The following is a 13,245-nucleotide window of genomic DNA, read 5'->3' on the forward strand; positions in this document are numbered from 1 at the left end:
CGACTCGTTCCTTAGTGAAAAGCTAAGGCACTAATAAAAGAACGAAAAAGTTTGATTATTAGGAGAACTGATAATCTGACAGGTGGAATGATGAAGTAACGCTCTGAAACGCCTGCCCTGAGCCTCCGACAAGCATTGAATGAGGAAACTCAGAATGTTTGAAGCTCGGTAAAGACGGCTGAAAGATACCGTAATAGTTGATGAACATATATCTTCTATCGAAAACTATCCAGAGGTGGGTAGCGTATCCAACAGGTCGGGGGTCTATAAAATATCTATGGTTAGAATGTTCCACAAGGGACTGACGAAACAGCGAATGTACGGGTCTAAATTTGTACTTTGTAGAAATGCAAAGGTACGAGAAATCGTAGCTGGTGTGGCAAAGTAAGAATATAGGTTATGAAATGCCATATACCGTTACAGGCGGTATCAAGCCAGCAGGCTTATAGCTAGTGACCTAAGGATATATATGTATAGATAAGATTATCGGAACGAGGAAAGGTATTGGGTTCTCATCAAGAGAATAAGCTGACGAAGAACAATAAGCAGTTGAACCAATGCTGAAAAGCAGAGGGCGAACCTAAGAAATTCTTGTAATGGGAATGGAGGAATACCCTCAAGTCGTGTATATATTAGAAAAGTATTATGTTGCTTTAATAAGGATTACGAGTAAGATAAAAAAGCTCACTCAATTTCAAGCAAAGGAGTGAAGCCTTATGCCTAAAAATAAAAATGAAACATTGTGTGTAGAAGATTTAAGACACGCTGAATATTACGAAATGCAAAACACCTTTGATGATTTATATGCCAAAAGTAAGAATGGAGATATTTTCACTCATCTTATGGATATTATCCTATCGAGAGAAAATATATTACTGGCATATCGAAATATCAAAGCAAATGCAGGCAGTAAGACAGCAGGAACAGACGGTACAATAATTAAAGATATTGGCAAATTGCCAGCAGAAACAGTTGTCAAAAAGGTAAGATATATTGTCGCAGGCACTCCGCACGGGTATCGACCTAAGCCAGTAAGGCGAAAAGAAATACCAAAACCAAATGGGAAAACCAGACCTCTAGGCATTCCTTGTATGTGGGACAGGCTTATACAACAATGTATCAAACAAGTATTAGAACCAATCTGCGAAGCTAAATTTAGTGAAAACAGCTACGGTTTCAGACCTAATAGGTCGGTTGAAAATGCAATAAAAGCAACCTATAACCGCCTACAAATCAGCCAGCTACATTATGTGATTGAATTTGATATTAAGGGTTTCTTTGACAACGTGAACCATTCCAAACTGATAAAACAGATATGGGCTATGGGAATACGGGACAAGCACTTGATATTCATTTTAAAAAGGATATTAAAAGCTCCAATTAAAATGCCTGACGGCACAATAACATATCCAGAGAAAGGAACTCCACAGGGGGGAATTATATCCCCACTACTAGCCAACATTGTTCTTAATGAGTTAGACCATTGGGTAGAAAGTCAATGGCATGAAAATCCTGTTACAAAAAACTATGTGGTTCATATCAATAAAAGCGGTAGCCCATGTAAAAGCAACGCTTACAAAGAAATGAAGAAAACAAAGTTAAAGGAAATGTATATGGTTCGTTATGCAGATGATTTTAGAGTTTTCTGTCGCTACAAAGAAAGTGCTGAAAAAACCAAAATAGCAATTACTCAATGGATCGAGCAACGACTAAAATTGGAAGTATCACAAGAAAAAACAAGAATTGTAAATGTTAGAAAAAGATACTCCGACTTTCTTGGTTTCAAGATTAAAATGATACCGAGAAGAAAGAAGTTAGTTGTTAAATCACATATAAGTGATAAACAATTCAAGACCCAAAAAGACAAGCTGGTATCACAGGCAAAGAAAATTGCTTCTCCCTCAAAGGGAAAAACAGAATTAGAGGAAATAAGACTTTATAATTCAATGGTATTAGGTATGCAAAATTATTATCAGATTGCAACAAATGTAAATCTGGATTGTATGAAACTTAATAGAGCTGTAATGGCTATCTTCACTAACAGATTAGGTGCAAGCAAAAAGGGCAGATTGAGAAAAACAGGCAGACAACTTACAACAAAAGAAGCAACAAGATATGGTAAATCTAAAATGCTTCGATATGTTGCTGGCGAGGGCGAACCTATATTCCCTGTTGGATATATCCAACACAGAAAACCAATGGCAAAAGTGTATTCAGCAAACTGCTATACTCCAGAGGGAAGAAAATTTATCCATACCAATCTAAGTGTTGATAAATTACTGATGTATCAGTTGATGAAATTATCTTTGGAAAATCGCACAATAGAATACGCAGACAATCGAATTTCGCTATTTTCTGCCCAACATGGAAAATGTGCTATAACTCTGGAAGAATTTCAACAAGCTAATGAAATACACTGTCATCATATTGTACCAACTAGGGCTGGTGGTAATGACGATTATAAAAATCTTATTTTGGTAAAAGAGGCGGTACATCGTCTAATACACGCAAAAACAGAAGAAACAATACAAAAATATATAGCTCTATTGAAACTAAATAAAGTCCAGCTCATAAGACTAAATAAATATAGAGTATTAGCTGGCAATCAAGAATTAAACTTGATATAGGTCTACTACATAAATACTTTTCAATATAAACACGATGGAACGCGGAGTGCGGTGAAAGTCGCACGCTCCGTGTGAATGGGGGGAAAAGTTTGAGATATTTATAATATCAGGAACTTACCTATCCATATATAACTGGTTTCTATCAAACGCTCAATCACTGGTACTTTTAGCAATCGTTGTGATTGGCTTGTATCTTGGCTTCAAGCGTGAGTTCAGTAAACTCATTGGCTTTCTCATTATTGCGATTATTGCGGTAGGCTTAGTCTTCAACGCTGCTGGAGTAAAAGACATTTTACTAGAGCTATTCAATCGCATTATTGGTGCTTAAATAAAACCGTTCTTTTGTGGAATATAAGTGGTTTTCTTATGTTCCGCAAAGGAATGGTACACCAAACGAAGTGCGGTAGGGATTTTTGAATCTCTACAAAGAAAGGACGTGAATATATGGACGATATGCAAGTCTATATTGCGAATTTAGGCAAATACAATGAGGGCGAATTGGTCGGTGCGTGGTTTACCTTTCCCATTGACTTTGAGGAAGTCAAAGAGAAAATCGGCTTGAATGATGAATATGAGGAATACGCCATTCATGACTACGAGTTACCCTTTACGGTTGACGAATACACTTCCATTGGCGAACTCAATCGACTATGGGAAATGGTATCGGAATTACCCGAAGAATTACAATCGGAGCTATCTGCTCTGCTCACTCATTTTTCAAGCATTGAAGAACTAAGCGAACATCAAGAGGATATTATCATTCATTCCGATTGTGATGATATGTATGACGTGGCACGCTACTACATTGAAGAAACGGGTGCTTTAGGCGAAGTACCAGCTAGTCTTCAAAACTATATTGATTATCAAGCCTATGGTCGGGATTTAGACCTTTCAGGAACGTTTATCTCAACCAATCATGGGATTTTTGAAATCGTCTATTAAATCTGTCGGTACATTACTACTGGCAGATTTTCTATTTTACGGGGTGGCTCAATCAGCTACCCCTATTTTTTATGAAAGGATTGATTACATGAAGAAAATACGAAGCTATACCAGTATCTGGTCTGTGGAAAAGGTACTGTATTCTATCAATGATTTTAGACTTCCGTTTCCCATAACCTTTACGCAAATGACATGGTTTGTCGTGTCACTCTTTGCAGTGATGATACTTGGCAACTTGCCCCCTCTTTCCATGATAGAGGGAGCATTTCTCAAATACTTTGGGATTCCTGTGGCTTTCACATGGTTTATGTCTACAAAAACTTTTGATGGTAAAAAGCCTTATGGATTTTTGAAGTCTGTCATTGCTTATGCACTGCGACCAAAGCTGACCTATGCAGGAAAAAAAGTAACGCTTGGCAGAAACCAGCCACAAGAAGCCATTACAGCAGTTAGGAGTGAATTTTATGGCATATCCAATTAAATACATTGAAAACAATCTCGTCTGGAATAAAGACGGGGAATGTTATGCTTACTATGAGCTTGTTCCTTACAATTACTCATTTCTAAGTCCAGAACAGAAAATACAAGTGCATGATTCTTTCAGACAGCTTATCGCACAAAATCGTGATGGCAAAATTCATGCTTTACAAATCAGTACAGAATCCAGCATACGTTCTGCACAAGAGCGTTCCAAAAATGAAGTCACTGGCAAGCTCAAAGCGGTTGCCTATGACAAAATCGACCAACAGACAGACGCTTTAATATCCATGATTGGCGAAAATCAAGTGAACTACCGTTTCTTTATCGGCTTTAAGTTGCTTCTCAACGATCAGGAGTTTTCTATGAAAAGTCTTAACGTTGAAGCAAAAAATGCTTTGTCTGATTTTGTCTATGATGTGAACCATAAGCTGATGGGCGATTTTGTTAGTATGAGTAATGATGAAATCCTGCGTTTTCAGAAGATGGAAAAGCTCTTAGAAAATAAAATCTCTCGTCGTTTCAAAATCCGCAGGTTAGATAAGGACGACTTCGGCTATCTGATTGAACACCTTTACGGACAGACAGGGACTGCCTATGAAGAGTATGAGTACCATCTATCAAAGAAAAAGCTGGATAATGAAACGCTGATTAAATACTATGACTTGATTAAGCCTACTCGCTGTTTGGTGGAAGAAAAACAGCGATATTTGAAAATCCAGCAGGAAGATGAAACCGTCTATGTAGCTTACTTTACCATTAACAGCATTGTCGGAGAACTGGACTTCCCGTCCTCTGAAATCTTCTACTACCAGCAACAGCAATTTACATTCCCGATTGATACGTCAATGAATGTGGAAATTGTAGCGAATCGTAAAGCCCTATCTACTGTCCGCAATAAAAAGAAAGAACTGAAAGACTTGGATAACCACGCTTGGCAAAGTGATAATGAAACCAGCTCCAATGTGGCGGAAGCTCTGGAAAGTGTGAATGAGCTGGAAACCAATTTAGACCAAAGCAAGGAATCTATGTACAAGCTGTCTTATGTGGTAAGGGTATCAGCAAATGATCTTGACGAACTCAAACGTCGTTGTAATGAAGTGAAAGATTTTTATGACGATTTAAGCGTAAAACTGGTACGACCATTTGGGGATATGCTCGGCTTACATGAAGAATTTTTACCTGCCAGCAAGCGTTATATGAATGATTATATTCAATACGTGACCTCTGATTTCCTCGCTGGTTTAGGTTTTGGTGCTACTCAAATGCTGGGGGAAAATGAGGGGATTTATGTTGGCTACAGCTTAGATACTGGACGCAATGTCTATCTGAAACCTGCTCTTGCCAGTCAAGGGGTTAAGGGTTCAGTAACCAATGCGTTAGCGTCGGCTTTTGTTGGTTCGCTGGGTGGTGGTAAATCCTTTGCGAATAACCTTATCGTCTATTATGCGGTGCTTTATGGGGCACAAGCAGTGATTGTAGACCCAAAAGCAGAACGTGGCAGATGGAAAGAAACCTTGCCAGAGATTTCCCATGAAATCAATATCGTCACTCTGACTTCTGATGAGAAAAACAAAGGCTTACTTGACCCTTATGTGATTATGAAAAATCCCAAAGATTCTGAATCACTGGCTATTGATATTCTGACATTCCTTACGGGGATTTCCTCTCGTGATGGGGAACGCTTCCCAATCCTTAGAAAAGCCATTCGTGCAGTAACCAATAGTGAAGTACGAGGGTTGATGAAAGTGATTGAGGAATTACGGGTTGAGAATACGCCACTAAGTACCAGTATAGCCGACCATATCGAAAGTTTTACAGACTATGACTTTGCACATTTATTATTCAGTAATGGTTATGTGGAGCAGTCTATCAGCTTAGAAAAACAACTGAACATTATACAGGTTGCGGACTTGGTACTTCCCGACAAGGAAACTTCCTTTGAGGAATATACCACTATGGAGCTTTTATCCGTTGCTATGCTGATTGTCATTAGTACCTTTGCTTTAGACTTTATCCATACAGACCGAAGCATTTTCAAGATTGTAGATTTAGACGAAGCATGGAGCTTTTTACAGGTAGCACAAGGAAAAACACTATCTATGAAGCTGGTTCGGGCTGGTCGTGCTATGAACGCTGGGGTATATTTCGTGACCCAAAATACAGACGACCTCTTAGATGAAAAACTGAAAAATAACCTCGGCTTAAAATTTGCATTTCGTTCCACTGACCTTAACGAGATTAAAAAGACCTTAGCCTTTTTTGGTGTAGACCCAGAGGACGAAAACAATCAGAAGCGATTGCGTGATTTGGAAAACGGGCAATGCCTTATCAGTGATTTATATGGTCGTGTCGGTGTGATACAGTTCCACCCTGTATTTGAAGAACTGCTCCATGCCTTTGATACCAGACCACCTGTGCGAAAAGAGGTGTAAATGTGAAACCATCAATAGTAAACAGAATAAAATCAAACTGGACGCTGAAACGTCTAGGTAAAGTGGCAATGACAGTGGCTTTCACACTTGTGATTGCCATTTTTCTTTTAGCCATGCTGGGAACGGTGGTTCAAGCTGCGGGCTTGGTAGATGATACGGTCAATGTGGCAAATGAATACAGCCGATACCCACTTGAAAACTATCAACTGGATTTTTATGTGGATAATAGCTGGGGCTGGCTTCCGTGGAACTGGTCGGACGGGATTGGAAAACAGGTCATGTATGGACTATATGCCATTACCAATTTTATTTGGACAATCAGTTTGTATGTTTCCAATGCGACAGGTTACTTAGTACAGGAAGCCTATTCCTTAGACTTCATTTCCGCTACAGCAGATTCCATTGGTAAGAATATGCAGACCTTAGCTGGTGTGAGTGCAAACGGATTTTCAACAGAGGGTTTCTATGTTGGATTCCTCTTACTCTTGATTTTGGTTCTTGGGGTTTATGTTGCCTATACGGGACTGATAAAGAGAGAAACCACAAAGGCAATTCATGCCATTATGAATTTTGTGCTGGTGTTTATCCTATCGGCTTCCTTTATTGCCTACGCTCCCGACTACATTAAAAAAATCAATGACTTTTCATCAGACATCAGTAATGCCAGTTTATCACTTGGCACGAAGATTGTCATGCCCCATTCCGATAGTCAAGGCAAGGACAGCGTGGACTTAATCAGAGATAGCCTGTTTTCCATACAGGTTCAGCAACCGTGGCTACTGCTTCAATACAACAGTTCAGACATTGAAAGTATCGGTATTGACCGTGTGGAAAGCCTGCTCTCCACCAGCCCAGATTCCAACAATGGCGAAGACAGAGAAAAAATTGTTGCGGAAGAAATTGAAGACAGAAGCAATACCAATCTAACCATTACAAAGACCATTAACCGTTTAGGTACAGTCTTCTTCCTATTTGTCTTCAATATTGGGATTTCCATATTTGTATTCCTATTAACAGGAATCATGATTTTCTCGCAGGTACTTTTTATCATCTATGCTATGTTTCTGCCTGTGAGCTTTATTTTAAGCATGATTCCATCATTTGATGGTATGTCAAAACGAGCCATAACAAAGCTCTTTAATACCATTTTGACACGAGCTGGAATCACATTGATTATTACGACAGCATTTAGTATTTCAACCATGCTCTATACCTTATCGGCTGGTTATCCGTTCTTTTTGATTGCTTTTCTACAGATTGTGACCTTTGCAGGAATCTACTTCAAGCTGGGCGATTTAATGAGTATGTTTTCTCTACAGAGTAACGATTCTCAAAGTGTGGGAAGTCGTGTGATGAGAAAACCTCGTATGCTTATGCACGCTCACATGCACCGTCTACAGCGGAAACTTGGACGTTCCATGACTACTCTAGGGGCTGGGTCTGCCATTGTTACAGGTAAAAAAGGACAGTCGGGTTCGGGGAGTTCTGCAAGGACACAAGCAGATCACTCCCGACCAGACGGAAAGGAAAAATCAACACTTGGAAAACGTATCGGTCAAACCATCGGTACAGTAGCTGATACCAAAGACAGAATGGTAGACACTGCTAGTGGTTTGAAAGAACAGGTTAAAGATTTGCCGACCAATGCAAGATATGCAGTATATCAAGGAAAATCCAAAGTAAAAGAGAATGTCCGTGATTTAACCAGTAGTATTTCTCAAACCAAAGCGGACAGAGCCAGTGGACGCAAGGAACAGCAGGAACAAAGGCGAAAAACCATTGCGAAGCGTCGCTCTGAAATGGAACAGGTCAAACAGAAAAAACAGCCTGCTTCTTCTGTTCATGAAAGACCGACTACAAGACAAGAACAATATCATGATGAACAGACCTCAAAACAGTCTAATATTCAGACTTCATATAAGGAATCTCAACAAGCCAAACAAGAGCGTCCAGCAGTTAAGTCCGATTTTTCAAGTCCAAAAGTGGAACGCCAAGGCAATACCGTTCAAGAAAAAACCGTTCAAAAGCCAGCAACTTCAACCACTACAGCAGATAGAACTTCACAACGTCCAATCACAAAAGAACGTCCGTCTACTGTTCAAAGAGTACCACTACAAAATACAAGAAGTAGACCACCAATCAAAACCGCCACCATTAAGAAAGTCGGTAAGAAACCATGAAGTTGAAAACTTTAGTGATTGGTGGTTCTGGATTATTCTTGATGGTCTTCTCACTGCTTCTGTTTGTTGCCATTTTATTTTCAGATGAACAGGACAGCGGAATTTCCAATATTCATTATGGAGGTGTGAATGTTTCCGCAGAAGTGCTGGCTCATAAGCCTATGGTAGAAAAATATGCCAAAGAATATGGCGTTGAAGAATATGTCAACATACTTCTTGCGATTATACAGGTGGAATCGGGCGGTACTGCGGAAGATGTTATGCAGTCCTCGGAATCCCTCGGTCTTCCACCTAATTCATTGAGTACAGAAGAATCCATTAAGCAAGGTGTGAAGTATTTCAGTGAATTATTAGCCAGTAGCGAAAGGCTCAGTGTAGATTTAGAATCGGTTATCCAGTCCTACAATTATGGTGGTGGTTTCTTAGGGTATGTGGCTAATCGTGGAAATAAATATACCTTTGAACTGGCTCAAAGTTTCTCAAAAGAGTATTCAGGTGGCGAAAAAGTGTCTTACCCCAATCCCATAGCCATACCTATCAATGGGGGCTGGCGATACAACTATGGCAATATGTTTTATGTGCAACTGGTAACGCAGTATCTTGTCACAACAGAGTTTGATGATGATACGGTACAAGCCATCATGGACGAAGCACTGAAATATGAGGGCTGGCGATACGTTTACGGTGGAGCTTCCCCGACTACTTCTTTTGATTGTAGCGGACTGACACAATGGACGTATGGAAAAGCTGGAATTAACTTACCACGAACCGCACAACAGCAATATGATGTGACCCAGCATATCCCACTATCGGAAGCACAAGCTGGCGATTTGGTTTTCTTTCATTCTACCTATAACGCTGGCTCTTATATTACTCATGTTGGGATATACCTTGGCAATAACCGTATGTTTCATGCAGGCGACCCAATCGGTTATGCCGACTTAACAAGCCCCTACTGGCAACAGCATTTAGTGGGAGCAGGACGAATCAAACAATGAGAAAGGAAGATTTAATGATGAAATTTAGAAAAAATCAGAATAAAGAAAAACAGATACCAAAGGAAAAGAAACCTCGTGTCTACTATAAGGTCAATCCTCATAAAAAGGTTGTGATTGCCTTGTGGGTACTTTTAGGGCTTAGTTTCAGCTTTGCGATATTCAAGCACTTTACAGCTATAGATACTCATACTATTCACGAAACAACTATCATAGAAAAGGAATACGTTGATACTCATCATGTAGAAAATTTTGTAGAGAACTTTGCGAAAGTCTACTATTCATGGGAGCAATCCGATAAGTCCATTGATAATCGAATGGAAAGTCTAAAAGGCTATCTGACAGATGAACTTCAAGCTCTCAATGTTGATACAGTACGCAAAGATATTCCTGTATCGTCTTCTGTAAGAGGATTTCAGATATGGACGGTAGAGCCAACTGGCGACAATGAGTTTAATGTAACCTACAGTGTAGACCAGCTCATTACAGAGGGAGAAAATACAAAGACCGTCCACTCTGCTTATATAGTGAGTGTCTATGTAGATGGTTCTGGAAATATGGTACTGGTTAAGAATCCGACCATTACCAACATACCTAAGAAATCAAGTTATAAACCAAAAGCCATTGAAAGTGAGGGGACGGTTGATTCCATTACAACCAATGAAATCAATGAGTTTTTAACGACGTTCTTCAAGCTCTATCCTACAGCGACAGCCAGTGAACTTTCCTACTATGTGAATGACGGGATATTAAAACCAATCGGAAAAGAGTACATCTTTCAAGAACTGGTAAATCCTATTCACAATCGTAAGGATAATCAAGTCACGGTATCGCTGACAGTGGAGTATATCGACCAGCAGACCAAAGCAACGCAGGTATCTCAATTTGATTTGGTACTTGAAAAGAACGGGAGTAATTGGAAGATTATAGAATAACAAATATTGGTACATTATTACAGCTATTTTGTAATCACGTACTCTCTTTGATAAAAAATTGGAGATTCCTTTACAAATATGCTCTTACGTGCTATTATTTAAGTATCTATTTAAAAGGAGTTAATAAATATGCGGCAAGGTATTCTTAAATAAACTGTCAATTTGATAGTGGGAACAAATAATTGGATGTCCTTTTTTAGGAGGGCTTAGTTTTTTGTACCCAGTTTAAGAATACCTTTATCATGTGATTCTAAAGTATCCAGAGAATATCTGTATGCTTTGTATACCTATGGTTATGCATAAAAATCCCAGTGATAAAAGTATTTATCACTGGGATTTTTATGCCCTTTTGGGTTTTTGAATGGAGGAAAATCACATGAAAATTATTAATATTGGAGTTTTAGCTCATGTTGATGCAGGAAAAACTACCTTAACAGAAAGCTTATTATATAACAGTGGAGCGATTACAGAATTAGGAAGCGTGGACAAAGGTACAACGAGGACGGATAATACGCTTTTAGAACGTCAGAGAGGAATTACAATTCAGACAGGAATAACCTCTTTTCAGTGGGAAAATACGAAGGTGAACATCATAGACACGCCAGGACATATGGATTTCTTAGCAGAAGTATATCGTTCATTATCAGTTTTAGATGGGGCAATTCTACTGATTTCTGCAAAAGATGGCGTACAAGCACAAACTCGTATATTATTTCATGCACTTAGGAAAATGGGGATTCCCACAATCTTTTTTATCAATAAGATTGACCAAAATGGAATTGATTTATCAACGGTTTATCAGGATATTAAAGAGAAACTTTCTGCCGAAATTGTAATCAAACAGAAGGTAGAACTGTATCCTAATATGTGTGTGACGAACTTTACCGAATCTGAACAATGGGATACGGTAATAGAGGGAAACGATGACCTTTTAGAGAAATATATGTCCGGTAAATCATTAGAAGCATTGGAACTCGAACAAGAGGAAAGCATAAGATTTCAGAATTGTTCTCTGTTCCCTCTTTATCATGGAAGTGCAAAAAGTAATATAGGGATTGATAACCTTATAGAAGTTATTACTAATAAATTTTATTCATCAACACATCGAGGTCCGTCTGAACTTTGCGGAAATGTTTTCAAAATTGAATATACAAAAAAAAGACAACGTCTTGCATATATACGCCTTTATAGTGGAGTACTACATTTACGAGATTCGGTTAGAGTATCAGAAAAAGAAAAAATAAAAGTTACAGAAATGTATACTTCAATAAATGGTGAATTATGTAAGATTGATAGAGCTTATTCTGGAGAAATTGTTATTTTGCAAAATGAGTTTTTGAAGTTAAATAGTGTTCTTGGAGATACAAAACTATTGCCACAGAGAAAAAAGATTGAAAATCCGCACCCTCTACTACAAACAACTGTTGAACCGAGTAAACCTGAACAGAGAGAAATGTTGCTTGATGCCCTTTTGGAAATCTCAGATAGTGATCCGCTTCTACGATATTACGTGGATTCTACGACACATGAAATTATACTTTCTTTCTTAGGGAAAGTACAAATGGAAGTGATTAGTGCACTGTTGCAAGAAAAGTATCATGTGGAGATAGAACTAAAAGAGCCTACAGTCATTTATATGGAGAGACCGTTAAAAAATGCAGAATATACCATTCACATCGAAGTTCCACCGAATCCTTTCTGGGCTTCCATTGGTCTATCTGTAGCACCGCTTCCATTAGGGAGCGGAGTACAGTATGAGAGCTCGGTTTCTCTTGGATACTTAAATCAATCGTTTCAAAATGCAGTTATGGAGGGGATACGCTATGGCTGTGAACAAGGATTGTATGGTTGGAATGTGACGGACTGTAAAATCTGTTTTAAGTATGGCTTATACTATAGCCCTGTTAGTACCCCAGCAGATTTTCGAATGCTTGCTCCTATTGTATTGGAACAAGTCTTAAAAAAAGCTGGAACAGAATTGTTAGAGCCATATCTTAGTTTTAAAATTTATGCGCCACAGGAATATCTTTCACGAGCATACAACGATGCTCCTAAATATTGTGCGAACATCGTAGACACTCAATTGAAAAATAATGAGGTCATTCTTAGTGGAGAAATCCCTGCTCGATGTATTCAAGAATATCGTAGTGATTTAACTTTCTTTACAAATGGACGTAGTGTTTGTTTAACAGAGTTAAAAGGGTACCATGTTACTACCGGTGAACCTGTTTGCCAGCCCCGTCGTCCAAATAGTAGGATAGATAAAGTACGATATATGTTCAATAAAATAACTTAGTGTATTTTATGTTGTTATATAAATATGGTTTCTTGTTAAATAAGATGAAATATTCTTTAATAAAGATTTGAATTAAAGTGTAAAGGAGGAGATAGTTATTATAAACTACAAGTGGATATTGTGTCCTGTATGTGGAAATAAAACACGATTAAAGATAAGGGAAGATACTGAATTAAAAAAATTCCCCCTCTATTGTCCGAAATGCAGACAAGAAAATTTAATTGAAATAAAGCAGTTCAAAGTAACTGTGATTACAGAGCCAGACGCAAAGACGCAGAGAGGCTGGGCAAAAAGTCTCAAAAATAGAAGAAAGCACGTCCCGATTTTGACTGAAATCAAAATTAGGACGTGCTTTTTA

The 13,245-nt window shown here is 38.6% G+C and carries 9 protein-coding genes and 2 pseudogenes; all 11 read left to right on the plus strand.

Going from position 1 to position 13,245, the window contains the following annotated elements; genetic code table 11:
* Positions 1–716: 716 nt before the first annotated feature.
* The gene (ltrA, locus tag LK443_RS03710; RefSeq protein WP_003436850.1) at positions 717–2,627 is read left to right on the plus strand and encodes a group II intron reverse transcriptase/maturase; all 1,911 of its coding nucleotides are present in this window, start codon (positions 717–719) and stop codon (positions 2,625–2,627) included.
* Between the two features lie 103 nt (positions 2,628–2,730).
* On the plus strand, positions 2,731–2,955 hold the full coding sequence (locus LK443_RS03715) for a hypothetical protein (protein WP_032509114.1): 225 nt from the start codon (positions 2,731–2,733) through the stop codon (positions 2,953–2,955).
* Positions 2,956–3,071: 116 nt separating this feature from the next.
* The gene (locus tag LK443_RS03720) at positions 3,072–3,569 is read left to right on the plus strand and encodes an antirestriction protein ArdA (protein WP_000342539.1); all 498 of its coding nucleotides are present in this window, start codon (positions 3,072–3,074) and stop codon (positions 3,567–3,569) included.
* Positions 3,570–3,657: 88 nt separating this feature from the next.
* The gene (locus tag LK443_RS03725) at positions 3,658–4,050 is read left to right on the plus strand and encodes a conjugal transfer protein (protein ID WP_000723888.1); all 393 of its coding nucleotides are present in this window, start codon (positions 3,658–3,660) and stop codon (positions 4,048–4,050) included.
* Positions 4,034–6,481, plus strand: a complete 2,448-nt coding sequence (locus LK443_RS03730) for an ATP-binding protein (protein ID WP_227932172.1) — start codon at positions 4,034–4,036, stop codon at positions 6,479–6,481. The genes LK443_RS03725 and LK443_RS03730 overlap by 17 nt, the downstream gene beginning before the upstream one ends.
* Before the next feature lie 2 nt (positions 6,482–6,483).
* Complete coding sequence (locus tag LK443_RS03735) at positions 6,484–8,661, plus strand: CD3337/EF1877 family mobilome membrane protein (protein ID WP_000804748.1); 2,178 nt, start codon at positions 6,484–6,486, stop codon at positions 8,659–8,661.
* A complete protein-coding gene (locus LK443_RS03740) occupies positions 8,658–9,659 on the plus strand; it encodes a lysozyme family protein (RefSeq protein WP_000769868.1) in 1,002 nt (333 codons plus the stop codon). Before LK443_RS03735 ends, LK443_RS03740 begins: the two co-directional genes overlap by 4 nt.
* Positions 9,656–10,591 (plus strand): conjugal transfer protein, encoded by a 936-nt coding sequence (locus tag LK443_RS03745; RefSeq protein WP_001224320.1) that lies wholly within the window; start codon positions 9,656–9,658, stop codon positions 10,589–10,591. The genes LK443_RS03740 and LK443_RS03745 overlap by 4 nt, the downstream gene beginning before the upstream one ends.
* A 313-nt stretch (positions 10,592–10,904) precedes the next feature.
* Positions 10,905–10,952, plus strand: a pseudogene (locus LK443_RS09520) (hypothetical protein); the annotation flags it as partial.
* A gap of 15 nt (positions 10,953–10,967) precedes the next feature.
* Entirely contained in the window at positions 10,968–12,887 is a 1,920-nt protein-coding gene (gene tet(M) / locus LK443_RS03760; RefSeq protein ID WP_039931034.1) for a tetracycline resistance ribosomal protection protein Tet(M), read from the plus strand.
* Between the two features lie 118 nt (positions 12,888–13,005).
* A pseudogene (locus LK443_RS09445) lies at positions 13,006–13,164 on the plus strand (cysteine-rich KTR domain-containing protein); the annotation flags it as partial.
* Positions 13,165–13,245: the final 81 nt, after the last annotated feature.

It is taken from the genome of Granulicatella elegans (assembly GCF_020735385.1).
GTDB classification, from domain to species: domain Bacteria; phylum Bacillota; class Bacilli; order Lactobacillales; family Aerococcaceae; genus Granulicatella; species Granulicatella elegans_B.

Coding starts and splice junctions, on each gene's coding strand:
- ltrA (WP_003436850.1), top strand. CDS start 717: ATGCCTAAAAATAAAAATGAAACATTGTGTGTAGAAGATTTAAGACAC.
- LK443_RS03720 (WP_000342539.1), top strand. CDS start 3,072: ATGGACGATATGCAAGTCTATATTGCGAATTTAGGCAAATACAATGAG.
- LK443_RS03725 (WP_000723888.1), top strand. CDS start 3,658: ATGAAGAAAATACGAAGCTATACCAGTATCTGGTCTGTGGAAAAGGTA.
- LK443_RS03730 (WP_227932172.1), top strand. CDS start 4,034: ATGGCATATCCAATTAAATACATTGAAAACAATCTCGTCTGGAATAAA.
- LK443_RS03740 (WP_000769868.1), top strand. CDS start 8,658: ATGAAGTTGAAAACTTTAGTGATTGGTGGTTCTGGATTATTCTTGATG.
- LK443_RS03745 (WP_001224320.1), top strand. CDS start 9,656: ATGAGAAAGGAAGATTTAATGATGAAATTTAGAAAAAATCAGAATAAA.